This window comes from Pedobacter sp. Bi27 (genome assembly GCF_918698255.1).
Classification (GTDB): Bacteria; Bacteroidota; Bacteroidia; order Sphingobacteriales; family Sphingobacteriaceae; genus Pedobacter.
This window is the reverse complement of the sequence record NZ_CAKKMW010000001.1, coordinates 354846-381252: the sequence shown is the minus strand read 5'-3', so window position 1 is coordinate 381252 and position 26407 is coordinate 354846. Positions and strand designations below refer to the sequence as shown.

Genomic DNA, 26407 nt, shown 5'->3' with positions numbered 1-26407 from the left:
ACATGCATAAAACCGTTGTTATCGATATCGTAGCTTTATCTGCTTCCGTAATTGGGGCGCATACGCCATTTCTTCAGAAATATATTGCTGAGAACCATTTAACTACCATAGAACCTTTATTGCCTGCAGTTACAACGGCTGTGCAGTCGAGTTATCTCACTGGTAAATACCCTTCAGAGAATGGTATTGTGGGCAATGGATGGTACGATCATGCAGATGCAGAAATTAAATTCTGGAAACAATCTAATAAACTGGTGAATGCTGAAAAAATATGGGATCAGGCTAAAAAAGAAGATCCGAATTTTACCTGTGCCAATATGTTCTGGTGGTACAACATGTATTCAACAGCCGATTTTTCGGTAACACCACGGCCAAATTACCTTGCCGATGGCCGTAAGTTACCAGATTGTTATTCGCAACCTGCCGAATTACGCGACCATTTACAGGCTAAACTGGGGCAATTCCCCTTGTTTCAGTTCTGGGGCCCTGGTGCGAATATTAAATCAACAAAATGGATTGCAGATGCTTCGATGGAAACTGAAAAGCTGCACAATCCTACGCTTACTTTAATTTATTTACCCCATTTAGATTACTGCCTGCAAAAGTTTGGCCCTGAACAGGATAAAATCAGTACAGAACTAAAAGAAATCGATCAGGTGGTAGAAGAATTGGTGCGTTTTTATGAAAGCAGGGGGGCGCGCATTATTTTACTTTCCGAATATGGCATTGCGCCTGTAAATAAACCGATCCACCTTAACCGTTTGTTTAGGGAAAACGGTTTGATCCAGATCCGTGAAGAGAGAGGGCTGGAATTGCTTGATGCGGGCGCTTCCAAAGCTTTTGTAGTGGCCGACCATCAGGTAGCGCATGTTTACATCAACGATAAAAGTGTAACCGAGCAGGTAAAAGCCTTATTGAAAAATGTACCTGATATTGAATTGGTGCTTGATAAGGCAGAACAGGAGAAACACCATATTAATCACGAACGTTCTGGAGATCTGGTTCTTACCGCAAAAGAAAACAGCTGGTTTACCTATTATTTCTGGCTGGATGATACCAAAGCCCCAGATTATGCTAGGGTGGTTGATATCCATAAAAAACCAGGCTACGATCCTGTCGAAATGTTCATGACCTCTAAATTGAGGGCGGGGTATAAACTTTTAAGGAAAAAAGCCGGCTTCCGTTATGTAATGGATGTAATTCCGCTTGATGCCACTTTAGTTAAAGGATCGCATGGCAGCATTAATGTAGCTGATCAATTTAAACCTGTTCTGGTTACTTCAAAGGCAATGGATAAAACCTTATGCGCACCAGATGTTTATCAGGTGATATGGGATAGTTTAACTGTTTAAATAAGAATGATGTTCTGCTGATCTGATCGCTATCCAATTAGCAGAACGATCGTATTTAAGAAGGATCTTGTTGAGTCCAATAAATTAAGCTTTTTAAGAACCTTAGCTACAAGATTATTATTATTCCCTTACGAAACGGTATCCACAACCCTCAATACAGGGCGGATTAAGTTGAAGCGATTTTGCCGAAACTTTGTAATAATAAGTCATCGGCATTTTATAGGTGTTGCTGTAAACCTCCATTTTTACACTGTCCAAAATCCTGAATGAAAATAAATCTGGCAGGGCATCACCTTCAAATTTACCGGCTTTATCTGCCGATTTGCTTAGAATAAGGTATTTGGCCTGGCCGCTTACCTTTTTATATCTGCCACTTCCATCACCGGGATCCTGCATTGTTTCTATGAGTTTCCACTTACCATAAACTTCGCCCGGCCCGTCATTGTTGTTGTCTGATTTTTTGCATGATACATACAAAAGGCATGCTATAGCCAGGAGGAGTAATAATCTCTTTTTCATAAAGCTTTAATTTACAGCTTATACGGTGTAGAGAACCAAAACGCTACTTAAGAATTTTCTTTTGTTAATTAAACATTTTTCTAAATGCCAATGGTGAAACCTTGGTTTTTGCCTTGAAGAGTTTGTTAAAAGATTGCGAATGTTCAAAGCCCAGTTCGTAAGCTACTTCGCTCACCGATAAACTGGTGCCCGATAGTTTTTCCTTTGCTTTCTCGATCAGTTTTTGATGGATATGCTGTTGTGCGTTCTGTCCTGTTAGCGAACGGAGCAGATCGCTTAAATAACTTGGCGAAATATTTAAATGATCGGAAAGATACTGCACAGTTGGTAAACCCTTTAGTATTGGTGTTCGATCATTAAAATAAGCTTCCAATAGTTCTTCCAATTTTTGCAAAAGATCGTTGTTAAGCACCTTGCGTGTAATAAACTGGCGTTTGTAAAAACGGTTGCTGTAATTCAACAGCAATTCGATCTGTGTAATAATCACATCCTGACTAAAATCGTCAATTCTGCTGTTCAATTCTTCTTCAATACTCTGAAAAATAGCAATAATGGTTGCCTTTTCCTTTTCTGACAGGTGTAATGCTTCGTTAGTTGAATAAGAAAAGAAACCGTAACTTTTGATTTTTTTGGCGATAGGGTACGACAATAAAAAATCAGGATGGACCAATAAGGTATATAATGAGCAAACACTTGATTCTAAATCCTGCTCATGGCCGATAATCTGGTTCGGAGCAGCAAACAACAAACCACCTTCATCAAAATCATAATAACTCTGCCCGTATTTTAGCCTGCCGCTTAATTTTGGCTTGTAAGAGATTTTATAAAAGTTAAGGATGTGCGAATTTGGCTGGCCGCTCATTTCAACCGGGTGATTTTCATTATTGATCAGGCTGATAAGCGGGTGTTTAGGTTGTGGCAGCCCCATTATCCGGTGTGCTTCCGATAAGGAATTGAATTTATAAGGGCTGTTATCTTCCTTTTTCATATTGATATGATACAAATATAACCGATAAGCCTTGTTTATCGGTTATAGATAAGTTTTTCTATTTAATTATCCTTGTGCAGCGTTTGATATTGGTTCCCATTCTTCCCAAGTGGCCATCCGTTCTGCATAAGCGGTACGTACCCAAGGCAAGTTATGGCTGCCGAGAAAGAAACGTAAAGGTGGGTTTTCAGTATCAACAATTTTAAAAATCGCATCTGGTGTAGCCTCCGGATTACCTCTTTCCATACGCTGTAAACCTTCAAAAAACTGAGCTTTAAAGTCGGTGTATACCTCCATACCATCAGCGAACTTTAGAGAAGCCTGACTTCCAAACTCAGTGGCATAGGCACCGGGTTCGATAATGGTTACTTTAATCCCAAAAGATTTTACCTCTGCTGCCAGGCTTTCGTGGATGGCCTCAAATGCCCATTTAGATGAACTATAATAACCGATAACGGGTAAAACAACATGACCAAGGTTGCTCGAAGTACCTAAAATATGTCCGTAATTTTGTTTGCGCAATATAGGCAGGGCGGCTTTTATAACAGCCACCGCTCCAAAAAGGTTGGTATCGTACATGGCCTTAACCTGATCAATGGTGGCTTCTTCAATAGTGCCAACAAGCGAATAACCAGCATTATTTAATACAATATCCAATCTTCCAAAATGCTTGTAGGCCTGTTGAACGGTTTTTTCTACCTGCTCATAATTGGTCACATCCAGTTCCAGTGTCAATACATTTTCTTTGTATTTTTCCTGAAGGTCGGCAATACTGGAGAGCGTCCGTGCTGTTGCAGCCACCTTATCGCCACGTTCCAGGGCAGCAGTTGCCCACACACGCCCAAATCCACGCGATGCGCCTGTAATAAACCAAACCTTATTGGTTATTGGGGTATTTGTACCTTGATTTTCTTGTTGATGTCCCATAATTTTTATTTAAATAAATGATGGATCAAATGTGGGCAAGGTCTGCGTGTTATTTGTAGCCTAATCGGGTACTTTTGTAGCTAAAACGAGAAATACAATATAATGACAATTGATTGAAACAGATTTTTCAGTGCAGCATAACAAAGTCCCTTTGGTTACAACAAAGCCCTATCCAAGTGTACATAACCACCATCCACATGGATCAGTTGGCCTGTAGTATGACTCGATTTATCTGATAATAAGAATACCGCCATGCTGGCAATCTCATCCACGCTGGTCATTCTGTTTTCGAAAGGGATTTTATCAGTAATGTTCTTCAATTTTTCGTCACGGTCTTCAAAAGTGTTGATCCATTTCTCGTATAAGGGCGTCCAGGCTTCGGCAACAATAATCGCATTAACACGGATGCTGAAAGGCAATAATTCTACTGCCCACTCTCGTGTTAAGGCATTTCTGGCACCGTTAGATGCGGCATAACCAGATGTTCCACCTTGTCCGGTTTCTGCAGTTTTGCTACCGATATTTAATATAGATCCCTTGCTCTGTTTAAGTGCTGGTAGGGCATGTTTGGCCAAAAGGTAATAATGCACCACGTTTTTATGCAGCGATTCCATAAAACCTTCATAAGTGCCATTTTCGAGACCAACACCATCGTTAACACCCGCATTGTTCACTAGGCCGTCTATTCTGCCATATTTTGCCAATATCGCATCAACAATGGTTTTACAGCTTTCGGGTGCGGTGAGTTCTGCAGTAAAATAATCTGCTTTTAAGCCTAAATCTTTTATTTCCTGAAGCATTTTCAGGTTATCATCTTCGTTACGGCCAATAATAATCGGAAAAGCCTTTTCAATAGCCAATGCTTTAACAATTGCCGCGCCGATGCCTTTGGCACCACCACTTACCAGGATTATTTTGCCGTCTAAATTTAAATTCATATTTGGTTGTATTTTTGTTTTTTACCACAGAGGACGCAGCGTTTTCACAGAGAACGCAGAGGGTTCTTTAGCCTTGCTTATATAGATTTCTCTCCCGAAAATCGGGACTGCGCTTCAGTCGAAATGACGGATCGATTATCCATCTTCCATGGGTTAAAGGCTTACACCTCTTTTCCAGGGGATAAAATCATCCTGATTAAGCTGTACAGCTTTAGGGATTTCTTCGCCGCTGGCTACTTTAATACAGTATTCTAATATATCTTCGCCCATTTCGTTAATGGTTTTTTCGCCATTAATCACTGCTCCTGTATCGATATCGATAATATCACTCATGCGTTTCGCCAGGATCGAGTTGGTAGCCACTTTAATGGTGGGGCAAACCGGATTTCCTGTTGGCGTACCTAAACCGGTTGTAAACAGAATTAAGGTTGCTCCTGCAGCAGCTTTACCTGTGGTTGCTTCTACATCATTCCCAGGGGTACATACCAAGCTTAAGCCGGGTTTAGTAGCTGGTTCGGTATAATCTAAAACATCTACAACAGGAGAGGAGCCGGCTTTACGTGCAGCACCTGCCGACTTAATCGCATCGGTAATTAAACCGTCTTTAATATTGCCTGGAGAAGGATTCATGTAAAAGCCAGAGCCAACTTTATGCGCCAGATCATCATATTCAGTCATTAGGCGGATAAATTTTTCGGCAGTAGGTCGATCAACAGATCTGTCGATCATTTCCTGTTCTACGCCGCAAAGTTCGGGGAACTCGGCCAATAAAACCTTGGCGCCTAAGGCCACCAATAAATCTGCACAATAACCAACAGCCGGATTAGCTGAGATGCCGCTAAAACCATCGCTACCACCACATTTTACACCCACACACATTTTGCTTAGCGGGGCTGCTGCGCGTTCTTGTTTATTAATGAACATCAATCCTTCAAAAGTACTGCGGATTGAATTTTGGATCAATTGCTCTTCGCTTTGTGCTTTTTGCTGCTCGAAAATTAAAAGTGGTTTGTCAAAATCAGGATCAAGTGCAAACAGGTCGCGTTTAAAATCTTCTACCTGCAAATGCTGGCAACCCAAACTTAAAACAGTTATACCGGCCACATTGGGGTGATGGGCATAAGCCGCCAATAATTTGCTTAAAGTATCCGAATCCTGACGTGTTCCGCCACAACCTCCATTATGTGTGAGGAATTTAATACCATCTACATTTTTAAAAGTGCGGCTGGCTTTATCTACTTTAGGTTCAAAACTAATGTGATTAATGTCCTCTCCCTTTTCGAAGGCCTGAACCAGTTTGTGGGTGTAGGATTTATATTTATCATCCACCGCATAACCCAGCTCACTATAAAGCGATTCTTTAATAATATCCAGATTTCTGTTCTCGCAAAATACAGTCGGGATAAACAACCAATAGTTTGCGGTGCCCACTGCGCCGTTTTTACGGTGATAACCATTAAAACTGCGGTTGACATATTTACTTACATCGGGCGCTTCCCATTTGTAATTAACATTGCGATAAGCAAATGGCTCTGCAGCATGTTTGGTGTTCTCTACATTCATCCGCATACCGGCCTTTACATCAAACTGTACCTTTCCAACCAAAACGCCGTACATCATTACCTCATCGCCTGCTTTCATATCCCGCATAAAAAATTTATGCTTGGCAGGGATTTCATCAACAGTAACGTAGGTATTCCCTTCATGCACTATTTTGGTATCCTTAGGTAAATCTTGTAACGCAACCAAAACATTATCAGCATTGTTAATCTTGATGACTAATTTTTTCATTGTCAATTTTATACTTCTAAACTAATTTCTTTTTCAATGTGATTGGGTTTCCATCCTTTCCATCCGAAGTAGAAAACCACTAAAAAGCATATAAATGGTACTAAATACCCATATTGTATGTTGTGTGTCGCATCTGATATCAAACCTAATATTGGCGGTAAAAAGGCACCACCAACAATAGACATCACAATTAACGATGAGCCCAGTTTTGTATCTTTACCCAAACCTGCTATGCCCAATGAGAATATGGTTGGGAACATGATCGACATAAAGAAAGAGACACCGATTAAAGCATAAACAGTAATCATGCCGCTTGCAAAAATAGATACAAGGGTAAGTACAGCACTAATTAAGGCGTAAAGCATTAATAATTTATGTGGTGCAACATATCTCATAAAAAAGGTTCCTGCAAATCTACCCGACAAAAAAGCAATTCCTGCAGCAGCTTGATACCATTTAGCTTCATCCTGACCTATCCCTGCTGATGAAGTGATGAAACTGATAAATAAACTCAATACGCAAACCTGTGCACCAACATAAAAAAACTGCCCGATAATTGCCCAGCGCAAATGGCTATGACTCAACACATGCCCAAAACTGCTTTTTTCTTTGGCATTTTCTTCTTCCTTAATATCAGGTAGTTTGGTGAAAATAAATAGAATAGCGACTACAATAATCAGAATCCCTAAAATTAAATAAGGTGCTTTTACCGTCGACGCCTCTTCAAGCATGTAAGCCTGTTTTTCTAAAGGCAACATTTTCGCCAATTGGGCATCAGTATATTTTACTTCGGTAAAAATAAATTTACCGCCAAGTAACGGCGCTAAAAATGCAGCTAAACCATTAAAAGACTGAGAGAAATTTAAACGCTGTGTAGCGGTTTCTGGCGGTCCTAGCACGGTAACATAAGGATTTGCAGCTGTTTCTAAAAAAGTTAAACCACAGGAGATAATAAAAAGTGCACCTAAGAAAAATATATATTGTGCGGTATTGGCTGCGGGTATAAATAATAAACAGCCGATGGCGAATAAAACGAGGCCCAATATGATACCGCTTTTATAGCCATACTTGCGCATAATGTAGCCTGCAGGTAGTGCCAATAAAAAATAAGCGATAAAAACCGAAGAATCGACCAGGGTAGATTCGAAAACATTTAGTTGAAAAGCTTTGCGTAAATGCGGAATTAATATAGGATCGAGATTATGGACAAAACCCCAGAAGAAAAATAGGCTGGTGACCAAAATTAATGGAAATAAATATCCCTTACCATTTTTTGGTGTATCGGATACCTGAAAGTTCGATGATGAAGTGTGGCTCATGTTTTGTTTGGTTATAATGGTTTAAGCAGGTTCTTTTTGGTTAGTTGTTGTATTACAAATTAAACCCTTAAGCATTAATAAAAATTTAACTTTATGATCTAATTATTAAATGATATTGTCTCAATTTTCTAGTATGCAAAATAATTTTGCATATTAGATTGATTTTTTAAGATTTTATGAAACCGCATTTACTTAATGTATCTACTAATTCGGTAGATTCTTTTAGCGCCCGGAGAGATATTATGCCAGATATAAACAATCGTTGGCATTACCACTCTGCATTAGAATTAATCTACGTAAAAAAGGGCAGAGGAACGCAATTTATTGGCGATAGCATCAAAAATTTTAAGGATGGCGATGTAGTTTTACTCGGAAGCAATTTGCCACACTATTGGCGCTTTGACCCCGAGTTTTTTGATGAATTGGGTGGAGAAACAGTTGAAGTTTATGCGATCCATTTTAAGGAAGATTTTTTAGGCAAGGATTTTCTCGATCTTCCCGAAAACCAGGAGATGAAAAAAGTGTTGCTGCAATCGCGGCAGGGAATTCAGCTGCAAGGCATCTCAAAAGAGAAAATAGCTTGTTTAATGCCACAGATTATTGAGGCAACAGGCACCATGCGGATTATAAAAATACTGGAAGTATTAACTGAAATAGCCAATTGCGAAGAGAAAAACATTTTGGTTTCGCTGGGCTTTAAGCCAAATTTTTTGGAGAATGAAAAAGATAGAATTCAATCTATTTATAACTATACCATCAGCAATTACAAAAATAAAATAGAACTAAAGGAAATTGCTGCGGTAGCTAAAATCAGCCCCAATTCTTTCTGTAAATTCTTTAAAACTAAAAGCAGGAAAACCTATACACAGTTTCTGAACGAAATTAGGGTAGGGCAGGCTTGTAAACTATTGATTGAAAATGATTTAACCGTTAAAGAAATCTGCTACGACTGCGGTTTTTATAATTTTACCAGTTTCCACAAATATTTTAGGGAAATAACAGGTAAAACCCCGTTAAAATATCAACAAGCCTTTTCTAAACAGTAGTTATAGCTAATGAAGTCTGTTTTTTTAAATATGACTTCCTAATTCTACAATATTTGCCGTTTTATTCAAGTTTTTCTGCTTAGTTTTGTTTAAACCAAATATGAATAGCTGAAGATTTAACGACTTTTATCTTTTATCGATTTTAAAATACAAGAATGTTGAAACTAATTTTTGATTTATAGGTTTATAGCTTAAGTTTGCATTTCTAACTGAATATTTTATGAGCAATATCTCTAATCCGAAACCAGTGAAAAAGGGCGATAGGATGGACAATGACCATAATAACCTTAATGAATCTTACACCCCTATTTCAAAACATAAATTTGAAGGATGGCCGATTTTATGGATATTGATCGCTATATTTTTAATCTCCGCAGTTTTATGGTATACAGGAGCCGCTCCTTACTTAATTAAGTGGATCGCCAATAAATAAAATAGATGTTTTTAGAGCGGTCAGTTTGGCCACAACATTTCATTGTCTTTCTGTGAGAAAGTTCAATGTATTGGCTTAAAGGGAGACGTTAATTTTGATGACGGGAAAAGAACTGATTAAAATTTTTCATCATCGCTGGGAATCTGCTCAGCGGAGAAATAACAGTACAACATTAATCCAAAGGAAACAATATAAAATACCGCTGTGATTAAAAGGAATGTGCTCATATAAATAGTTATTTGGTTAGTGTAATTATAACGTTAAGTTATCTTAAATTATATAGGGCAATGCATTTATTTTATATTAATTATTAACATAATTTATTTTAATGTTGAAAACTATTTATTTAGTTTATTGTGTGCTGTTAATTTGCCATTCCGCATTTCCGCCGTTATCTGCTTACCTCGCTTGAAATTTATCGCGGTATTGAGTCGGCGTCATCCCGACTGATTTTCTGAACACTTTCCTAAATGCTTTTGGATCATTGTAGCCAGAATTATAAATTACCTCTGTCATTTGCTGGGCAGTTTGCTCTAATAATTTTTTAGCTGCTTCGATACGGGTTTGTTGGAGATACTCGATAGGAGTAATACCGATCACCTGTTTAAAGCGACGCACAATATTTCTTCTACTGGAAGGAATATCTTTAATCATCTCTTCAATGGTAGCCACATCCTGATAGTTATTTTCAATTTTTTCCTGGGCAGAAGCCACAATATCATCATTGTGATGACGGATAGGCTGGAAGGTACTAAAGTACAATTGGTTTACACGGTCCATATCGATCGCAAAAATCTTGGCCACCTTAACAGCCATATCTTTTCCACAATGAAGCTGTAAAAGGTGCAATAATAAATGAAAAGTGGAGGTTGCACCACCACTTGTAAATAATTTTCCATCCTGTGTTACGGTTTTATCAGCCTTTAAATGAACCAGGGGAAATGCCGTAGAAAAGGCCGAGCAGGCATCAACATGTGTGGTAGCTGCTTTACCATTCAACAGTCCTGATGCTGCAAGTAAAAATGCACCAGTACAAAAAGTAGCAATTTCTGCGCCTGCTGCATGTTGTTTGTTTAACCAGGGGATATAGTTTCGGTTTGCTGCGATGGAATCTTTAATATCGTTGGTTGCAAATGAGGGCACTAAAATAAGATCAAGATGTGCAGCTTTTTGTAAGGACACACAGGGATGTTCACTAAAGTTATAATTTTTATCCTCCAGTGTAATTAAGCTAATGTTAAATGGGGCTTCGAGGTCATCTTTCCGATAAAATCCATTAACAGTATCAAATACATCTAAAATAGCCGCTATGCTTAATAATCTGAAATTTTGGGGCAGTAAAACACCTACTTGTATCATTTGGTTAAAAATTTAAGTATCGTAAATATATAAAAATTGTCTGAAATGCCCCTTAAGATTGACTTTTACGGCAACGGTGTTCGGCTAAATTAACAACTAACTTTATTTCAGTTAATCAACTAATCAGTAAACATATGAAAACCACCCCAACGAGTAGCAGAATGTATGGCTTTATCGTGCTGTACGAAATGCAAACAGATTTTTTAGTAAGGGCTTTAGATGGGATAGACCAAAAGGATGCACAGAAAAGATTGGATACAAAAGCAAACCACATTGCTTGGATTACCGGGAGTGTAGTGCATAGCCGTTATTTTCTGGCCAAATCATTCGGTATCGATCTTCCATCCATAACCGACGAACTTTTTGCCGATAACAAAGGAATTGTGGATGATGCCACTTATCCTTCACTTGCAGATTTCATTAAAGATTGGGCAGCAATTTCTCCTAAGTTACAGGAGGCTTTAACCCAGTCTACCGACGAGAAACTGGAAGAGAAACTCAGTATCCCCGGAATGGAGATCACATTGTTTGAAATGATCAGCTTCAACAGTTATCGGGAAGCCAATTGCATCGGGCAGATTGCCCTATGGCGCAGGTTGTTAAACTATCCTGGAATGAATTACATGTAAGCTATGGAAAAGATAATAAAAGAAGCCAACGAAACGCTGTCGGCGTTAGAAAACACTTTATCGAAATTTGATACTGCACAAATTAATGCAGTACCATTTAAGGGAAGCTGGACAGCCGGCCAACTGGCTGAACATATGATTTTATCAAATTCGGGCTTTCTACAAGTGATAAATGGCCCGGTAGCTGAAACAGATAAGCCAGCCGATTTTATGGTAGCACAAATTAGGAACGACTTTTTAAATTTCAATGTGAAGTATGATTCGCCTAAAGAGATTTATCCTGAAGACAGGACATATAATCAACCTGAATTATTAAAAAGCTTAAAACAGATCAGAGACGGGATTTCAACTTCTATAGCCAACCTGGATTTAACGAAGACCTGCAGCTCCTTTGAGTTGCCCGGTTATGGTTTTCTAACCCGCTTAGAGGCTGTTTATTTTGTAATTTATCATACACAACGACACGTACATCAGTTAAATAAAATTTATAGCGAGCTGGATAGCAATTGATTTTTAATTAAATTTATGAGAAACAACAGGCTTAATCTATTAAATCCCTATATCGGCAGATGGAAAACAGAAGGTTTAACAAAATCAGGTGATGTTATTACCGGAACTGATACCTACGAGTGGGTTGATGGTGGTTTTTTCTTAATGCATCAGGTAGATGTTATGTTTGGTGATAAAAAGATCCGATCGTTAGAAATTACACACTATGATGATATGGAGGATGTTTTTAGGTCACAATCGTTCGATAATGAAGGTAATATTTCAATATCAACCCTTAAAATTTACGATGATATCATTTTAATATTTGCCGATACTGAAAGATTTAAAGGAAATTTCAAAGCCAGTACTATTGAAGGGACATGGGAACAATTTGATGGTAAAAACTGGGTACCATGGATGGATATCAAATTAACAAAACTTGAAAATGGACAGTAAGGGGCACAAGCAGAAATCAGATCAGGTTGATCATTACATGGAAAAACTCCAGCATCCTTTTAAACAGGAAGTCGAGCGGTTACGAAGTATCATACTGAATGCAAATCCTAAACTGCAAGAAAGAGTGAAGTGGAATTCACCAAGTTTTTTTTATATAAAAGATTTGGCTGCTTTTAACCTTAGGGCAAGTGGATATGTGCAGATCATTTTTATTTTTTACGATGGAAATATGATTGAAGACTCATCTTTATTACAAGGCAACTGGAAAGATAGGCGCGAAGCAAGGTTTTACAGTATGGCCGATATTGAAGCAAAACAACCTGCGCTTGAGCAGTTTGTGAATAATTGGGTTAAACTAATAGCGCCAAATAATAATTAACCAACCCAAGGAAAAAAAACAACAAAACAATGGCAACAATTAACACATGATGATAATGGGGATAGCCTTGAGTCCTAGTTCGTGGTCTGTTTTATTAATTAAGTGTACAACAATATAAATCATGTGTGCGGTAATGTAAATCGCGGGTGCAATAATATAAAGAGCGAATTAAATAATATAGAATGGTCAATAGCTCATGGTTAATGGACTATGAGTATTAAACATAAAACCATCAAACAAAACAGATTAACTTATTATTACATCCATGTGCCAATGCCCAATGTACCAATGACTAATGAACTATAAATAACTTTTATTATTTTTAAACTTAGAAACCAAAAATCAAAACACTATGAAAATTGCAGTTATTATTGTACGCGTGCTTCTAGCCGCTATGTATCTTTTTGCTTCTGTAAGCTATTTTCTTAATATAATGCCTAAGGCACCGGAGATGACAGCGGCACAAACCAGTTTTATGACAGGGATAATGGCCTCCGTTTATCTTTTTCCATTGATCAAAATAACCGAACTGATTGGTGGTATACTATTGCTTATTGGTCGTACAGCACCTTTAGGCGCATTGATCATTTTTCCGGTTACCTTGAATATCTTTTTGTATACCGCATTTTTGGCCCAGCCTAAAGATCTTCCGATGTCAGCAGTAATGTTATTGTTTAATTTGTTCCTGTTTTATGCGTATCGTGCCAAGTATCTACCGATCGTTTCAAAGTAAATTTTAGGGTTTTCAAACTTTCTCATACTTTTTCTCTTTATTTAGTGTTTCCATATAAGGTGTAATTATTATCTTTAGAAACTAACTAGAAATAAAAAATATGAGAAAGTTACCATTTTTAATGCTACTTTTTGTTGCAGTATCGTTTTCTGCATTTGCACAGAACAAAGATGCTATTGTAGGTAAATGGCTTAATCCATCAGGCGAAGGGCAAATAGAAATTTATAAAAAAGGCGATAAATATTATGGAAAATTAGCCTGGATGAAGGAACCCAATTTAAATGGTAAACCTAAATTAGATGCTAAAAATCCTGATGAAAAACTACAGAAACGCGCTTTGTTAAATCTGGAAATATTAAAGGATTTTGTTTACGAAGATGGCAAGTGGACTGATGGAACAATTTACGATCCGAAAAGTGGTAAAACATACAGCTGTAACATGTCTTTAAAAAGTAACGATGTGTTAAACGTTCGCGGTTATGTAGGTATTTCTCTTTTAGGCCGATCAGAAACTTTTAGACGGGTAAAATAATTTATAGATGAAGAAAATTTTATGGTGCCTTTTAATGGCACCTTTTTTTTGCACTGCGCAGTCGTATTCCTTTAAACCCTTAAACGAGAATACCAAAACCAGTTTACGGGGTTTAAGTGTCGTATCAGATCGGGTTACCTGGGTAAGTGGTAGTAATGGATCGGTAGGTAAAACTACTGATGGTGGTATAACCTGGAAATGGTTAAAACCAAAAGGTTACGAAAAAATCGATTTCAGGGATATTGAAGCTTTCGACGATAAACAGGCCATTATAGTGGGCATTGCATCGCCGGCATATATTCTGAAAACCGTTGATGGCGGCGAAACCTGGACAGAAAATTATAAAAATGTAGATTCTGCCATATTTTTGGATGGGTTAAGTTTCTGGGATAAAAATAAAGGGCTCATTTTTGGCGATCCCATAAATGATAAAATGCAATTGCTTAAAACTGTAGACGCAGGTAAAAGCTGGCAAGATATTTCAGCAAATCTAAAAACCAATTTGGCTAAAGGTGAAGCGAGTTTTGCAGCCAGCGGCACAACCATTAAAACATTGCCTGGTGGCAAAACCTGGATTGCAACAGGTGGGACGGTATCTAACATTTACTTTTCTCCAGATTATGGACAAAACTGGCAGGTATTTAAATGCCCCATTTTACAGGGCGAAAATAGTACAGGCCCTTTCTCTATCGATTTTTGGAATGAAAAAATTGGTGTAACTGTTGGCGGAAACTATGTAAAGGATAAAGAAAATACCAATAATGTTCTTTTAACGAGCGATGGAGGCAAAACCTGGCAAAAGCCAGCTACCCCGGTTTTAGGCTTCAGATCGGGCGTAACCTATATTAATGCTAAAACCTTAATTGCTACAGGTACTTCAGGAACAGACATTTCTACTGATGGTGGCCAAAACTGGAAACATATTTCTGATAAAAGTTTTAATGCTGTTCAAAAAGCAAAAAAAGGTAAACAGATTATTCTGGCCGGAGAGAAAGGTAATGTCTATCAACTGGAGATCAGCAAATAAATTTCAGTCCTATTGCGTAACAGTTTTATTGATTAAGTATCTAATCAGTAAAACGATTCAATAAATAAAAAAGATTGAAGCATCGGATTGATAAAATTTTGTTTCTTTGCTGTCAACTAAAACTTTAATTAAAAACATACACACACTCGCTCAATGGATTTTTTGCACACAATTTTAGGTGACGATATACAGGCCGGACTATTAATTATTTTGAATTTAATTGTGATCGAAAGTTTGCTTTCGGTAGACAATGCTGCTGTTTTGGCTACTATGGTAATGGATTTACCAAAATCGCAAAGAGAAAAAGCTTTAAAATATGGCATTATTGGCGCTTATGTTTTTAGAGGGATCTGTTTGTTCCTGGCTGCATGGCTGGTTAAAATCTGGTGGTTGAAACCACTTGGTGGTTTATACCTATTGTACCTGGCTTTCGATTATTTTAGAAAAAAGAATAACAAAGGCAAGGAAGACGAAGAAGAGGAAGTAGACAAAAGCAAAAGCTGGATTTATAAATCTACTGTTGGTTTAATGGGGAATTTTTGGGCGACTGTCGCTTTAGTAGAGGTAATGGATCTGGCTTTCTCTATCGATAATGTTTTTGCTGCTGTGGCTTTTACCGATCATATCTGGTTAATCTATATTGGTGTTTTTATCGGGATTTTGGCTATGCGTTTTGTAGCACAGGCATTTGTTAAACTGATGGAGAAATTTACCTTTTTAGAAACGATAGCATTCATCGTAATTGCTGTTTTAGGCATTAAACTTACTTCATCGTTGGTAACGCATTTCTATCCCGAATCGCCAATTTCTCATGCTATCGAAGGTGAAAAAACAGACCTTTTTGTCTCTGTTTTTACAGTAGCCATTTTCATTATACCAGTATTAACATCCTTATTATTTAACTATCCCAAAAAACACAAAAGCGATATCATCATTTCGGACGATGCCGAAAAGGTATTGGATAAATCTTAAATTATAAGGCTTATCTGTGATAAATCTTACAATTAAACGTTGGTAATATTACAATCAAATTTGTAATATTAGAATTTATAAACAGATTAGGAAACAGGTTGCAATGGCTTTTTACAAACATTACTCATTCGATCTTTGGTTAACGTTGATTAAATCAAATCCAGCGTATAAACAGGAACGGACGCAATATTTTTACCGGAAATTTAATACTAAGCATAAAAATTTAGCAGAAATTGCTGTTATTTTCCGTCAGGTGGATTTAATGGTAAACGCCATTAATGAGCGGACAGGTAAAAATGTAGATGCTGATGAAATGTATTTAATGATCATCAGTATGATCAATGATTACGATTTCAATTTTCATGATGTGGATCTGCAGGAGATTGATCACGACATGGAACAACTGGTTTTTACCCACATGCCTTTGCTCTATAGCGAAAGCTCTTTAACCGTATTGGAACAGCTTAAATCAACAGGTTTAAGTTCGACCAATATTTTAAGCAATACTGGTTTTATAAAAGGGAAAACCTTAAAACAAGTAATCAGTCATTTGGGGATCGATCAGTTTATCGATTTTCAACTGTATTCTGATGAAGTAAGGATGTCTAAACCCAATACCGGATTTTTTCAGTTGATGTTAGATACCATCGATAGGGAAAAACATCCGGAATTAATGCTAAAAGATGTAATCCATGTTGGCGATAACCCGCATGCTGATGTTCGTGGGGCGGAAGCAATGGGAATTAACAGCATGCTCATCAATTCCAATCACCTATCTATCTCAAGCTTACTCTATGATACCGTATAATTTCTCACTCCATAAAATAGACAATACAGTCGATTTTGGCTTTAGTGCCGACGATTACAGTCGCTTTAAGTTTGGCGATGACCTGGTGGCCCGATCTTTTGGAAAAGAACTTGCCGATGGTTTTATCCGCTATTATCTGGCGGATAATGTGATTACCGATCAGATTGTGGTTATTTCTAGTCCTTATAGTTTTATTCCAACGGCAACCTTTGCCATGAAAAACTATTTCGTTTGCCAGCTTAACCGTTGGCTGGTCGAAAATGGTGGTTTGTCGGTACAGGAAACCAAAGTGCACAGAACCATTACTTATAAAGAAGATTATGGTGAGTTAAGTGCCGAAGAAAGGCTTTTACTGATTGGAAACGATTCATTCCATATTGACAAAGATTTTCTCACGGGTAAAACACTTTTATTTCTGGACGATATCAGAATTACCGGAAGCCATGAGCGGATGATCTTAAAAATGGCTAAAGAATACGGTTTAAAGAACGAAATGCATATGCTTTATTTCGCCGAACTGGTCAATAAAAATATCCATCCCAATGTAGAGAATTTTCTGAATTACCATCAGATCAAATCTATTTTTGATCTGGAAGAAATTATTGATAGCGGCAATTTCAGGTTTAATACCCGTATTGTAAAATACATTTTAAATACTACTTCGAGCAGTTTTAATCTGTTTTTAGAACGTAGAAGTACCGATTTTATCAATCAGCTTTACGATCTATCCCTGGGGAATAATTACCATACCATAGAAGCGTATGCTAAAAATTTACATCTTATAAAAGATTATATCAAAAACAACAATTATAAATTAATTTAAATATGGCTATTAATTTGCAAAAGGGGCAAAGAGAAAATATCGATGCTCCTAAATTTACAATAGGTTTAGGTTGGGACACCAACAGCTCTTCAACAGGTTCTGCGTTCGATTTAGATGCTTCAATTTTTTTACTAAACGACCAGAAAAAACTGATTTCAGACGAAAACTTTGTATTCTACAATAATTTGGTTTCTCCAGATGGTTCGGTAGAGCATACAGGTGATAACTTAACCGGTGATGGTGATGGCGACGATGAGCAGATCAAAATTGATTTGACCAAAGCTGATGCTAAAGTAAACGAGATCTGTATTGTGGTAACCATCCACGATGCTGACAACAGAAGACAAAATTTTGGTCAGGTTAGAAATTCTTTCATCCGTATTTTCGATGCCGTAACCAATGAGGTGATCTTAAAATACGAATTAGAAGAAGATTTCTCTATCGAAACGGCAGTAGAATTTGGAAGAATTTATAAACGCGAAGGTAAATGGAAATTTGAAGCCGTTGGCGTAGGTATGAAAGGTGGTTTACAGGATTATATAAACAAATATCAATAATATTATGGCAATCAATCTTCAAAAAGGACAGCGCATCAGTCTAGAAAAAAGTAATGGTAGCAAACTTCAGAATGTTTGTGTAGGCATTAACTGGGGTGCCATCGAAAAGAAAGGCCTTTTCGGTTTCGGATCATCAAAAGAAGCGGTAGATTTAGATGGAAGCTGTGCATTATACAACGAAAACAAACAGCTTTTAGAGGTAGTTTATTTCGGTAACCTAAAATCTAAAAATGGTTCTGTAAAACATAGCGGCGATGATTTAACTGGCGATATGGGTGGCGATGATGGCTTAGATAACGAGGTCATCACGCTTGATTTTTCTCAGTTGGATGCCAATGTAAACTATGTTGCCTTTGTATTGAATAGTTTTAGGGGACATGATTTTGGTACAATCCCTTTTGCTTCAATCCGCATTTATGAGGGCACAACTAAACGTGTTAACGAAGTTTTTGCTAAATTCGATATTGCTAACGGAGCCAACTTTGCTGGTCACGTATCGATGGTAATGGGCGTTTTTTACAAGAAAAACGGCGAATGGAAATTTAATGCCATTGGCGAACCAACCAAAGATAAAAAACTCGAAGATACCGTTAAAACTGTAACACAAAGCTATTTATAAGCCATAAGGCTGGTAATTAATCAAACTATGGAAACCAACCCAAACGTTACCCAAGCCCTTACTCCGGTTAAACTGGACAAAGATGGCAATGTGGATCTTGAGAAAATAACCTCAGAGGAAACGCTTAAATACAATGAGATTGGAAAATCGTTAGAACCATCAGATGTAAATTCTATCCTGAATTACGGAAGCGATGCCCAAAACTCAATGGAAAAATACAGTAACGAGTTTTTATCGTCTGTGCGGACCTATAACAGTGGCGAAGTTGGTGGTTTAATTAACGAACTGCTTACCGAACTAAATTATATCGATGTTTCAGAATTGGAGCAAAGTGCATTTAAGAACTTTATTTCTAAAATCCCGTTTTTAAAGAGCCTTGTTGTTGATGTGAAAAAACTTTTCCAGAAGTATGATGTAGTGGTGAATAATATTGATAAAATCACCAACAAAATTAAAGCTGGAAGGTTAAATTCGATTAAAGATAACAGTTCGCTGCAAACCATGTTCGATAGCAATGTTGGTTACATCCACCAAATGGAAGAATTGATTATTGCCGGGCAGATGAAATACAACGAGCTGAACATCAAACTTGCTGAGATGGAAGGCCGACCTGCCGATTACCAGGATTATGAAATTGCCGATTTAAGGGATTTTATAAGCCGTTTGGATAAAAGACTGGCAGATATGAAAATCGTTCGTTTCATCATGTTGCAATCTTTAGCGCAGATCCGTGTGGTGCAGAACAATAATACTTCAATTGCAGAAAAAGCGCAGTCGATTGTATCTACAACCATTCCGGTATGGAAAAACCAATTGACCATTGCTGTTGCTTTGCAAAGGCAAAAGGCCAATGTAGAGATGCAGAAGAAAATTTCGGATACCACGAACACCATTTTGCAGAAAAATGCAGAGATGCTGAAACAAAACAGTATCGATGTAGCCAAAGAGAATGAAAAAACAGTAGTATCTTTGGAAACCTTGAAACAAACCACTTCATCGTTGATTGAAACGCTTAATGAGGTTAAACAGATCCATGAAGCGGGTGCACAGAGTAGAAGAGTGTTAGATGGCGAACTTAAAACTTTGGAAACAGAGTTGAAAAAGAACGTAACGAGGGTGAGTTAATTAAAATATGGATGAATACCGTTTAAATATCATCAAAAAATCAAGCGCAGAGATCAACCGTTTACAATTGCTCTCTGTGTTTTTTGATGATGAGGTGATTTATAAAATTTATTTAAGAAGCCAGGTTATTCATCAACTTTTTGCCAACAACGAAGAATTAGAGATCGAAAAATTAGATCTTTTCCATATTCAGTTTACCGATAGCGTGATCGAACTGCTCAAAAAGATTAAAAAGAGCAATGAGAAAAACGTATCGCTCATTTACGATGAAATTGACCTGAATGAAGAGCTGATCGACCGCATGGCAGGTGCGCTTGTTGATCAGAAAAGTTTTCAGCAGAATAAACAAAAGCAATCGTTAAAAGTGAACCTATCGCTGCGGAAACTATTCAGTGTGCTTTCTGAGCTCAGTTCCGATTTTCCCTTTTCTAAAAATATTAATGTTTTTAGTTCCAGATACGCCAACGATTTTTATTTCGATCTTAAACCGGATCAATTTGCTAAACTGATTGATTTTCAAAGTAAACAAGTGTATACCAATGTTTATGCAACCATCGAGAAAAAATTGATGGGCAAATTGTGTAAGTACGATTTTCGGACCGAATTTTATATTGGTTTAAAATCGGGCGAACTGGTAATTGAAGTATATAAATTTTTGGATATAGACAGTTATTACCTGTTTTTTCCAAACAGAAACCTGTTCTTGTTCTGCGATTTAACCATTTTGAAAGATTTGGATATGTCTAATAATCTTTCAGAACGGGAACGGATTGTACAGGAACTACAATATAAAAACGATAAGTTAAAAAGTAACGCAGCGGTTTTAAAGACGGCAATTCCGAATGAGGTTGTTAATTTGTTAGAAGATAGTTACAGTAAGATATCTGACATCAATTTCTTGAACCACCTCAATAATTTCGATGTACAATCGAATATTTTGAAGACCATGCTGAAGACGGATTTGTTTTAGTTGGTTTTTACCACCTAAGACACCTGAGCGCAGCTAAGAAGTATCGTGCCGATAAACTATCACTATCGCAAGAAATCGTCATTGCGGGGAGGAACAACCAAGCATTCTTACAACTAAGGCTTTATGCTAGCTTAGTTAAGTTTTGGAAATCAATTATAGCACTTTTCGGTATTGGCAGTCCCGCTTTTTATTCCAAGTCCTTGCTCGTGCCTCGCTGTGGGCTTTACATTACAATCGGGTTTAAGTGGCAGTAACCTTTGTTAAATAAACCCGACAGAGCGGAATAGCCCGCAGCGCAGCGAGGACTATAAGCGATGGCGGGGCCACAGCACCTGTGAAACACCGGACGCACGTTTCCAAAATAGAGAAGTCGTTATTGTGGAGAAGAACGAAGAAGCAATCTTAAAACGTTTGATAATCATCCTTTTGCACAAAATTGCTTTGTCGGCTAAAAAAGCCTTCTCGCAATGACGATTTTGTGATAGGAATTACTACCGCGTCAACACAGCCAGTTTCTGTTTAAACAGATCAATAGTTCTGCTCCAGGCTAATTTTGCTGCAGCTTCGTTATATCTGGTAGGTGATGTATTGTTATTAAAGGCATGGTTTACACCATCGTAAATGTAAATTTTATAATCGATTTTATTGTCTTTTAATGCTTGCTCATACGCTGGAATCCCGGCATTAATGCGTTCATCCAGGCCACCATAATGTAACATTAAACTCGCTTTAATTTTAGGAACATCCGCCACATTGGCCTGCGCACCATAATAAGCGACAGCTGCCTGCAATTTAGGATCGTTAACTGCTAATTTATTGGCCATTGCACCGCCCCAACAAAAGCCCACGCAGCCTACTTTACCGTTTCCGTCTTTTCTTTTGCGTAAATAGTCCAATCCTTTTAAATAATTCTGTAAGTTCTTTTCAGGATCTAATTTACCGATCAACTCGCGTCCCTTATCTTCATCTGTCGGGGTTCCACCAAGCGGCGAAAGGGCATCAACACCAAGGGCTAGGAAACCTTCGGCGGCAACACGTTTGGTTACATCAATAATATGTGGATTTAAACCTCTGTTTTCATGGATAACCAGTACGCAGCCTAAGTTCTTTTGGCCTTTTGGTTTGGCCAGTACAGCTTTCATTTCACCGTCAACACCAGCGTAGGTAATGTTTTCAACTTCGATATCATTACTGTTAAAATCTGCTGCAGCGGCATAATTATTCTCTAGCATAGGTAAAATAGTCATGGCCAATGCTGAGCTACCCGCCAGGATAGCCAGCTTTCTCATAAAATCTTTTCTGCTTACCTGACTATGGGTATATTCATCGTACAGGTTGATTATTTTCTGATCCATCTTATTGGTTTTGAATTACCATACAAGATAAACAAGGATGGCGAGATTTGAGGTAGCATTGCCTAAAAGTTACAATACATTTCTTCCCATTTTTTAACCAGCGTTACACGGTGTTTCGTATAACGAGGGGTTAAGAAGGCATTCGACCAATCATCGTAATTATCATAAAAGAATTTAAGGAAGAAAATATGAAAGGTGATCCCGAGATATGGAATGGCTTTTAATTCATCATCAGTTAACGCCCTAACTTGCTGGTAAGCATTTAAAAAGGTATCGAAATCCTTTTCTGCCTGCTCTTTGGAGATTAGGTTATTCAATTGATGGAAGAAATAATGGTTAAGGAACGACATTAAATCATTAATCAGGTAGCCCTCACCTGCAAAATCGAAATCAAAAAAGGTAATTTTTCCCACTTCATCAAAATGGAAATTCTTTGGAAAAAAATCATAATGGCAATAGCCATAGCTGAACTTTGAAATATCAAATCCTTCGAACTTTTTAACCACTTTATCGGCAATATTGGTCAGGTAGTCAAATTCCTCAGGCATTTCTGTAAAATGAGATTTTAAATCGCGCAAAGGCTCAAACAAGGTCGTTTCAAAGTTGAAAACCGGTCTTGCATTATTCAGCTTTATTGAAGAAGCACTTTGGTGCAAGGTGGCAATGTCTTGCCCCAATTGAACAAGATGTGTATTTTCCAGGTTCAAAATTACCTTTCCTTCAGCAAAAGAAAACAGTACGCCGTTTCTTAAGCCTTCTATGGCGTTAAACTGTTGAATTTGTTTCCCATTTACATCGGTTATGGGGTAGGAAACTGAGTTTCCATTTGCTTTTAAAATATTGAGCAGTTCTACTTCAGCTTCGATTTCATTGCGTTTGCGGTGTGCATCGCGGTAGATTTTGAAGATGTATTTCTGACTTAGGTTTTCCAGGATATAAGTGTCGCTTACATTTCTGATGAGTAGCCGGCAGGTTGTAGATGGATCTAACCGGTAAGCTTCAATTAAATGATCCTTTAAGGCAGCGGCTGATAAGGTGGAGTATTGTGCGGGGAAAGTGTTTTGCATAAGTAGCGCTTTGGGGGTTCAAATATAAATTTTAGAAATGACATCTTAGCCATTAAATAAGAGTACCTTACACGCCTTAGGGATATCGTTTTAAGATTAATACAATCTGTTGGAAAAAATATTTGATTGCCTTATCGATGGTTTTATCGAGGATAAAGTGGGCATTGCCGAAAACTTTTTAAGTGTTTCTTTAGCAGCCCATCTTAAAGATAACCTGATCGGGTTATTTGAAAATAAAAAACTTTTAAATGCTGGCCTGGGTAACGATACGGTTGTGAATCAAAACAAGTTGATCAGAAGCGACGTGATTTACTGGTTAGACAGAAAGCATAATAACCAATACGAAAATGATTTCTTCGATCTGATGGACGAATTTGTGGTTTATTTAAACCGTACCTGTTATACGGGGATCACCGGATACGAATTTCATTATACACTTTACGAATCGGGTACTTTCTACAAAAAACATATCGATCAGTTTCAAAACAACGGAAGCAGACAATATTCGATGATTATGTATCTGAATAGCGATTGGAAAATAGAAGATGGGGGAGAGCTACGTATTTATCATGTTGATGAGGAACAGCATATCTCGCCCAATAACGGTAAAAGTGTTTTCTTTAAAAGTTCAGACCTGGCACACGAGGTATTGCTTACGAATAAGCAAAGGATGAGTATTACAGGCTGGTTAAAGGTCGGTTAATTTTAATCCTTACTATCAAAAAAAAAATGCTAATACAGGCGATTCTCATTCAAAGGTGTGTCCTGCTGTCCCGATTCTATTACATCGGGATCAGCATCTTTTTTTGAAACATTATTAATAAGACCCTGAAACAAGTTCAGGGTGATGACTCCCTCCGTAGATTCCAGGGTTCGTGACACTCCGTTGCCATAGGTAGATTTTAGTAAAAGGGTCGTCATTGCGAGGAACGAAGCAATCCTAAAGCGTTCGCTACTAGCGATCGTTGTAGGATTGCTTCGTCGGCAGAAAAAGCCTTCTCGCAATGACAATCCTTCGTTGCTTATGACACTAAAGATGATAAATAAAAAAGCGCCGTTTCCTCATTTGAGGATTGGCGCTTCACTTGTTAAACGACTAGGTTTAATACGGTTATGATCAATTTGCTCTAAAGCCCTTTGGGGTACATTGCATCTGACGTTTAAAAAAAATATTAAAATTTGCGGGGTATTCGAAACCTAAACAATAAGCGATCTGTGCGATATTCCATTCGGTATGTTTCAGCAAAGCCACGGCTTCGGTTGCTATCCTTCTCGAAATGTGCTCAGAAGTGGTTTTGCCCGTTACTTCTTTTACCGCATGGTTTAAGTGATTTACATGCACCAATAAACGGAAGGCGAAATCGTGGGCTGTTTTCAATTCTAAAATATGCTCTGTAGAACCAATGGGGAACTGCCTCTCTAATAATTCGATAAACAATGAAGTTAAGCGCGCCGATGCATTATTCTGTTTAAAGATAACATCCTGAGGTTTTACCTTTAGTGCTTCGTGAACAATAAGTTGTACATAGTTTCTTAACAGATCGTATTTATGGATGTAATCGCCATCCATTTCTTTCATCATTTTAGTAAAGATATCTGTTAAGATAACTTCCTGCTCTTCGTTAATATGAATTACCGGGCTATCATTAATGCGCCATAATAAAGAATCGCGAAGGGTTTCGTTACGGTTATGGATAAAATTCTCGGTAAATAAACAGAAGAAACCAGCAGGTTTTGGTGAAGTACTTTCCCATGAATATGGAATATTCGGATTGGTAAACAGTAATGCCCGTCCTTTAATTTCAATCTGCGCATCAGGGTAATGCAAAATCCCATTGCCTATGATCAGCGAAATCTTATAAAAATCTCTGCGGCTAAAAACAGATGGAACGTTACTGCAAACAGTAGTTCTGTTAAAAACATTAAAGTGCCCGATATCATTGATCATTCCTAAACTTGGCGTAGGAATTTCAGGCCTTGTGATTTTTAATTTATTGTAAAAATCCTCTAATGTTTCCTTTTTTTGAAGGGTAGAAAGCTCTTGATTTTTTGATAACATATTTTAAGTGCTTAATACAGGTAAAGTTATGGTTTAATCGTCATTCCTTCATGCATTTCCTCGGTCGGTTCTGCCACTAATTTGTCACCTTCTGCTAAATCGCCGAAAACTTCTACCTTATCATCGGTTTCACGGCCTTTTTTTACACCCACTTTAACCGCTTTATTATCGGCTACTTTTAACACGAATAATCCTTCGCTGGTATCCAATAAAGCTTTTTTGGAAATGATAAAGGTGCTGGCATTGGCCGGAAGCGGAATGTTCACTTCAGCAACCATGCCCGGTAATAAAATCTTCGAAGCATTTGGTACATCCATTTCAATGCGTTCAGCACGTAAGCGCAAATCTAAAGCGCCTGATAAACGTTTCACTTTAGCCTTAAAGGTCTGGCTAGGCAAAGATTTAACGGTAAAACTAATCTCATCGCCAGCTTTTAAATATCCGGTATAAACTTCTGGAATGGAAACGGTCAAACGCAGGTTTTTCTGATCCTGTAAAGTAAATAGTGGTAAATCAGAGCCTTTACCTGTTGGACCAACATAGGCTCCTAAATTCACATTTCTGGCTGAAATAATTCCGCTGAAAGGTGCCCTGATGGTTAAATAATCCTGAATTGAACCCACTTCTTTGTAAGCCGCTTTTGCTGCCTCGAGTTGTGCAAGGTCTGCATTTTTTTTTGCCATTGCCTGGTCCAGGTCGTTTGTAGAGATCGTTCCAGGGGTTTTACTGGTTTCGTACAAACGGTTATAATTTGCTTTGCTCGCCGTATAAATGGCCTCCTGTGCTTTTATCCGCGACTGTGTTGCAGCCAGTTGGGAAGTCATTTCAGGTGCTTCCAAAGTCATCAATAATTGACCTTTACTTACTTCTGAGCCGATATCAACTTTTAGGGTTTTTACAAAGCTGCTTACTTTCGCATATAGATCAACCTGTTGCAAAGCAATTAATTCGCCTGGCAAACTCAGTTTGGTGGATAGCTTCTCTTTTTTAAGATCGAAGGTGGCTATAACTGCTTCTTTTTCTTTTTTGGGTGTTACTTTCGATTCGGAGCGCCCACAGCCATACATGGCCGTTAGCACTAAAAACCCTGTACTTAATAATCCTGTTGAAAATATCTTCGTATTCATTTATAATG

The 26407-nt window shown here is 37.8% G+C and carries 29 protein-coding genes; 18 read left to right on the top strand and 11 right to left on the bottom strand.

All coding sequences use genetic code 11. The annotated features are described in order from the left end of the window. Positions 1–2 precede the first annotated feature (2 nt). A complete protein-coding gene (locus LQ227_RS01365; protein WP_230144035.1) occupies positions 3–1352 on the top strand; it encodes an alkaline phosphatase family protein in 1350 nt (449 codons plus the stop codon). Between the two features lie 120 nt (positions 1353–1472). Here the strand turns inward: LQ227_RS01365 and LQ227_RS01360 are convergent, their stop codons facing one another. The 6 genes from LQ227_RS01360 to fucP all read right to left on the bottom strand — a co-directional run bounded on the left by LQ227_RS01360 (position 1473) and on the right by fucP (position 7834). Beyond that, positions 1473–1871, bottom strand: a complete 399-nt coding sequence (locus tag LQ227_RS01360; RefSeq protein ID WP_230147907.1) for a hypothetical protein — start codon at positions 1869–1871, stop codon at positions 1473–1475. 64 nt (positions 1872–1935) lie between these two features. Further along, on the bottom strand, positions 1936–2859 hold the full coding sequence (locus tag LQ227_RS01355; RefSeq protein ID WP_230144037.1) for an AraC family transcriptional regulator: 924 nt from the start codon (positions 2857–2859) through the stop codon (positions 1936–1938). Positions 2860–2925: 66 nt separating this feature from the next. Continuing rightward, complete coding sequence (locus tag LQ227_RS01350) at positions 2926–3786, bottom strand: SDR family NAD(P)-dependent oxidoreductase (RefSeq protein WP_230144038.1); 861 nt, start codon at positions 3784–3786, stop codon at positions 2926–2928. Between the two features lie 155 nt (positions 3787–3941). Beyond that, positions 3942–4724, bottom strand: a complete 783-nt coding sequence (locus LQ227_RS01345) for an SDR family oxidoreductase (RefSeq protein WP_230144039.1) — start codon at positions 4722–4724, stop codon at positions 3942–3944. 153 nt (positions 4725–4877) lie between these two features. After that, complete coding sequence (locus LQ227_RS01340) at positions 4878–6515, bottom strand: UxaA family hydrolase (protein ID WP_230147905.1); 1638 nt, start codon at positions 6513–6515, stop codon at positions 4878–4880. An 8-nt stretch (positions 6516–6523) separates the two neighbouring features. Next, positions 6524–7834 (bottom strand): L-fucose:H+ symporter permease, encoded by a 1311-nt coding sequence (fucP, locus tag LQ227_RS01335; RefSeq protein WP_230144041.1) that lies wholly within the window; start codon positions 7832–7834, stop codon positions 6524–6526. 176 nt (positions 7835–8010) lie between these two features. Between fucP and LQ227_RS01330 the strand changes: the two genes are divergently transcribed. Continuing rightward, entirely contained in the window at positions 8011–8880 is an 870-nt protein-coding gene (locus tag LQ227_RS01330; protein WP_230144042.1) for an AraC family transcriptional regulator, read from the top strand. Between the two features lie 220 nt (positions 8881–9100). Continuing rightward, a complete protein-coding gene (locus LQ227_RS01325) occupies positions 9101–9313 on the top strand; it encodes a hypothetical protein (RefSeq protein ID WP_230147903.1) in 213 nt (70 codons plus the stop codon). Positions 9314–9712: 399 nt separating this feature from the next. Here the strand turns inward: LQ227_RS01325 and LQ227_RS01320 are convergent, their stop codons facing one another. Continuing rightward, the gene (locus tag LQ227_RS01320; RefSeq protein WP_230147902.1) at positions 9713–10672 is read right to left on the bottom strand and encodes a GlxA family transcriptional regulator; all 960 of its coding nucleotides are present in this window, start codon (positions 10670–10672) and stop codon (positions 9713–9715) included. 134 nt (positions 10673–10806) lie between these two features. Between LQ227_RS01320 and LQ227_RS01315 the strand changes: the two genes are divergently transcribed. From LQ227_RS01315 to LQ227_RS01250, 14 genes are all read left to right on the top strand, one after another. Beyond that, positions 10807–11301 (top strand): DinB family protein, encoded by a 495-nt coding sequence (locus LQ227_RS01315; RefSeq protein WP_230147901.1) that lies wholly within the window; start codon positions 10807–10809, stop codon positions 11299–11301. Between the two features lie 3 nt (positions 11302–11304). Then, positions 11305–11811, top strand: a complete 507-nt coding sequence (locus tag LQ227_RS01310) for a DinB family protein (RefSeq protein ID WP_230147900.1) — start codon at positions 11305–11307, stop codon at positions 11809–11811. Positions 11812–11826: 15 nt separating this feature from the next. Then, positions 11827–12246 carry a hypothetical protein gene (locus LQ227_RS01305; RefSeq protein ID WP_230147899.1) on the top strand — a complete coding sequence of 140 codons (420 nt, stop codon included), beginning with the start codon at positions 11827–11829 and terminating at the stop codon, positions 12244–12246. Further along, a complete protein-coding gene (locus LQ227_RS01300) occupies positions 12236–12625 on the top strand; it encodes a DUF1801 domain-containing protein (protein ID WP_230147897.1) in 390 nt (129 codons plus the stop codon). The genes LQ227_RS01305 and LQ227_RS01300 overlap by 11 nt, the downstream gene beginning before the upstream one ends. Positions 12626–12977: 352 nt before the next feature. After that, complete coding sequence (locus LQ227_RS01295; protein WP_230147895.1) at positions 12978–13358, top strand: DoxX family membrane protein; 381 nt, start codon at positions 12978–12980, stop codon at positions 13356–13358. Positions 13359–13458: 100 nt separating this feature from the next. After that, positions 13459–13890, top strand: a complete 432-nt coding sequence (locus tag LQ227_RS01290) for a DUF2147 domain-containing protein (protein WP_230144050.1) — start codon at positions 13459–13461, stop codon at positions 13888–13890. Between the two features lie 7 nt (positions 13891–13897). Further along, entirely contained in the window at positions 13898–14917 is a 1020-nt protein-coding gene (locus tag LQ227_RS01285; RefSeq protein WP_230147894.1) for a YCF48-related protein, read from the top strand. Positions 14918–15070: 153 nt separating this feature from the next. Further along, the gene (locus LQ227_RS01280) at positions 15071–15889 is read left to right on the top strand and encodes a DUF475 domain-containing protein (protein ID WP_230144052.1); all 819 of its coding nucleotides are present in this window, start codon (positions 15071–15073) and stop codon (positions 15887–15889) included. Positions 15890–15992: 103 nt separating this feature from the next. Then, positions 15993–16697, top strand: coding sequence for an HAD family hydrolase (locus LQ227_RS01275; RefSeq protein WP_230147893.1), 705 nt, complete (start codon positions 15993–15995; stop codon positions 16695–16697). Beyond that, positions 16684–17520, top strand: a complete 837-nt coding sequence (locus tag LQ227_RS01270; protein ID WP_230144054.1) for a phosphoribosyltransferase family protein — start codon at positions 16684–16686, stop codon at positions 17518–17520. The genes LQ227_RS01275 and LQ227_RS01270 overlap by 14 nt, the downstream gene beginning before the upstream one ends. Positions 17521–17522: 2 nt before the next feature. Continuing rightward, positions 17523–18077: a TerD family protein gene (locus LQ227_RS01265; protein ID WP_131531209.1), complete on the top strand. Its 555-nt coding sequence runs from the start codon at positions 17523–17525 to the stop codon at positions 18075–18077. A 4-nt stretch (positions 18078–18081) separates the two neighbouring features. Further along, complete coding sequence (locus LQ227_RS01260; protein ID WP_230144055.1) at positions 18082–18696, top strand: TerD family protein; 615 nt, start codon at positions 18082–18084, stop codon at positions 18694–18696. A 27-nt stretch (positions 18697–18723) separates the two neighbouring features. Then, positions 18724–19821 carry a toxic anion resistance protein gene (locus tag LQ227_RS01255; RefSeq protein WP_230144056.1) on the top strand — a complete coding sequence of 366 codons (1098 nt, stop codon included), beginning with the start codon at positions 18724–18726 and terminating at the stop codon, positions 19819–19821. 7 nt (positions 19822–19828) lie between these two features. Then, positions 19829–20791 carry a hypothetical protein gene (locus LQ227_RS01250; RefSeq protein ID WP_230147892.1) on the top strand — a complete coding sequence of 321 codons (963 nt, stop codon included), beginning with the start codon at positions 19829–19831 and terminating at the stop codon, positions 20789–20791. A 491-nt stretch (positions 20792–21282) separates the two neighbouring features. On the opposite strand, the gene LQ227_RS01245 is transcribed toward LQ227_RS01250, so the two are convergent. Beyond that, entirely contained in the window at positions 21283–22146 is an 864-nt protein-coding gene (locus LQ227_RS01245) for a dienelactone hydrolase family protein (RefSeq protein ID WP_230147891.1), read from the bottom strand. Between the two features lie 62 nt (positions 22147–22208). Then, positions 22209–23213, bottom strand: coding sequence for a phosphotransferase enzyme family protein (locus LQ227_RS01240; protein WP_230144059.1), 1005 nt, complete (start codon positions 23211–23213; stop codon positions 22209–22211). A gap of 109 nt (positions 23214–23322) precedes the next feature. Here LQ227_RS01240 and LQ227_RS01235 point away from each other — a divergent pair, with 109 nt between their 5' ends. Next, positions 23323–23916, top strand: a complete 594-nt coding sequence (locus LQ227_RS01235) for a 2OG-Fe(II) oxygenase (protein ID WP_230147890.1) — start codon at positions 23323–23325, stop codon at positions 23914–23916. Between the two features lie 414 nt (positions 23917–24330). On the opposite strand, the gene LQ227_RS01230 is transcribed toward LQ227_RS01235, so the two are convergent. Beyond that, entirely contained in the window at positions 24331–25272 is a 942-nt protein-coding gene (locus LQ227_RS01230; RefSeq protein WP_215131852.1) for an AraC family transcriptional regulator, read from the bottom strand. A 26-nt stretch (positions 25273–25298) separates the two neighbouring features. Beyond that, positions 25299–26399: an efflux RND transporter periplasmic adaptor subunit gene (locus LQ227_RS01225; protein WP_230144061.1), complete on the bottom strand. Its 1101-nt coding sequence runs from the start codon at positions 26397–26399 to the stop codon at positions 25299–25301. Positions 26400–26407: the final 8 nt, after the last annotated feature.

What these genes read in the sequence shown, in the direction of transcription:
- fucP (WP_230144041.1), bottom strand. Translation starts at nt 7,834, where the DNA reads ATGAGCCACACTTCATCATCGAACTTTCAGGTATCCGATACACCAAAA.
- LQ227_RS01315 (WP_230147901.1), top strand. Translation starts at nt 10,807, where the DNA reads ATGAAAACCACCCCAACGAGTAGCAGAATGTATGGCTTTATCGTGCTG.
- LQ227_RS01325 (WP_230147903.1), top strand. Translation starts at nt 9,101, where the DNA reads ATGAGCAATATCTCTAATCCGAAACCAGTGAAAAAGGGCGATAGGATG.
- LQ227_RS01320 (WP_230147902.1), bottom strand. Translation starts at nt 10,672, where the DNA reads ATGATACAAGTAGGTGTTTTACTGCCCCAAAATTTCAGATTATTAAGC.
- LQ227_RS01300 (WP_230147897.1), top strand. Translation starts at nt 12,236, where the DNA reads ATGGACAGTAAGGGGCACAAGCAGAAATCAGATCAGGTTGATCATTAC.
- LQ227_RS01285 (WP_230147894.1), top strand. Translation starts at nt 13,898, where the DNA reads ATGAAGAAAATTTTATGGTGCCTTTTAATGGCACCTTTTTTTTGCACT.
- LQ227_RS01350 (WP_230144038.1), bottom strand. Translation starts at nt 3,786, where the DNA reads ATGGGACATCAACAAGAAAATCAAGGTACAAATACCCCAATAACCAAT.
- LQ227_RS01295 (WP_230147895.1), top strand. Translation starts at nt 12,978, where the DNA reads ATGAAAATTGCAGTTATTATTGTACGCGTGCTTCTAGCCGCTATGTAT.
- LQ227_RS01245 (WP_230147891.1), bottom strand. Translation starts at nt 22,146, where the DNA reads ATGGATCAGAAAATAATCAACCTGTACGATGAATATACCCATAGTCAG.
- LQ227_RS01305 (WP_230147899.1), top strand. Translation starts at nt 11,827, where the DNA reads ATGAGAAACAACAGGCTTAATCTATTAAATCCCTATATCGGCAGATGG.
- LQ227_RS01340 (WP_230147905.1), bottom strand. Translation starts at nt 6,515, where the DNA reads ATGAAAAAATTAGTCATCAAGATTAACAATGCTGATAATGTTTTGGTT.
- LQ227_RS01260 (WP_230144055.1), top strand. Translation starts at nt 18,082, where the DNA reads ATGGCAATCAATCTTCAAAAAGGACAGCGCATCAGTCTAGAAAAAAGT.
- LQ227_RS01330 (WP_230144042.1), top strand. Translation starts at nt 8,011, where the DNA reads ATGAAACCGCATTTACTTAATGTATCTACTAATTCGGTAGATTCTTTT.
- LQ227_RS01275 (WP_230147893.1), top strand. Translation starts at nt 15,993, where the DNA reads ATGGCTTTTTACAAACATTACTCATTCGATCTTTGGTTAACGTTGATT.
- LQ227_RS01290 (WP_230144050.1), top strand. Translation starts at nt 13,459, where the DNA reads ATGAGAAAGTTACCATTTTTAATGCTACTTTTTGTTGCAGTATCGTTT.
- LQ227_RS01355 (WP_230144037.1), bottom strand. Translation starts at nt 2,859, where the DNA reads ATGAAAAAGGAAGATAACAGCCCTTATAAATTCAATTCCTTATCGGAA.
- LQ227_RS01345 (WP_230144039.1), bottom strand. Translation starts at nt 4,724, where the DNA reads ATGAATTTAAATTTAGACGGCAAAATAATCCTGGTAAGTGGTGGTGCC.
- LQ227_RS01225 (WP_230144061.1), bottom strand. Translation starts at nt 26,399, where the DNA reads ATGAATACGAAGATATTTTCAACAGGATTATTAAGTACAGGGTTTTTA.
- LQ227_RS01270 (WP_230144054.1), top strand. Translation starts at nt 16,684, where the DNA reads ATGATACCGTATAATTTCTCACTCCATAAAATAGACAATACAGTCGAT.
- LQ227_RS01310 (WP_230147900.1), top strand. Translation starts at nt 11,305, where the DNA reads ATGGAAAAGATAATAAAAGAAGCCAACGAAACGCTGTCGGCGTTAGAA.
- LQ227_RS01280 (WP_230144052.1), top strand. Translation starts at nt 15,071, where the DNA reads ATGGATTTTTTGCACACAATTTTAGGTGACGATATACAGGCCGGACTA.
- LQ227_RS01255 (WP_230144056.1), top strand. Translation starts at nt 18,724, where the DNA reads ATGGAAACCAACCCAAACGTTACCCAAGCCCTTACTCCGGTTAAACTG.
- LQ227_RS01250 (WP_230147892.1), top strand. Translation starts at nt 19,829, where the DNA reads ATGGATGAATACCGTTTAAATATCATCAAAAAATCAAGCGCAGAGATC.
- LQ227_RS01265 (WP_131531209.1), top strand. Translation starts at nt 17,523, where the DNA reads ATGGCTATTAATTTGCAAAAGGGGCAAAGAGAAAATATCGATGCTCCT.
- LQ227_RS01360 (WP_230147907.1), bottom strand. Translation starts at nt 1,871, where the DNA reads ATGAAAAAGAGATTATTACTCCTCCTGGCTATAGCATGCCTTTTGTAT.
- LQ227_RS01240 (WP_230144059.1), bottom strand. Translation starts at nt 23,213, where the DNA reads ATGCAAAACACTTTCCCCGCACAATACTCCACCTTATCAGCCGCTGCC.
- LQ227_RS01230 (WP_215131852.1), bottom strand. Translation starts at nt 25,272, where the DNA reads ATGTTATCAAAAAATCAAGAGCTTTCTACCCTTCAAAAAAAGGAAACA.
- LQ227_RS01365 (WP_230144035.1), top strand. Translation starts at nt 3, where the DNA reads ATGCATAAAACCGTTGTTATCGATATCGTAGCTTTATCTGCTTCCGTA.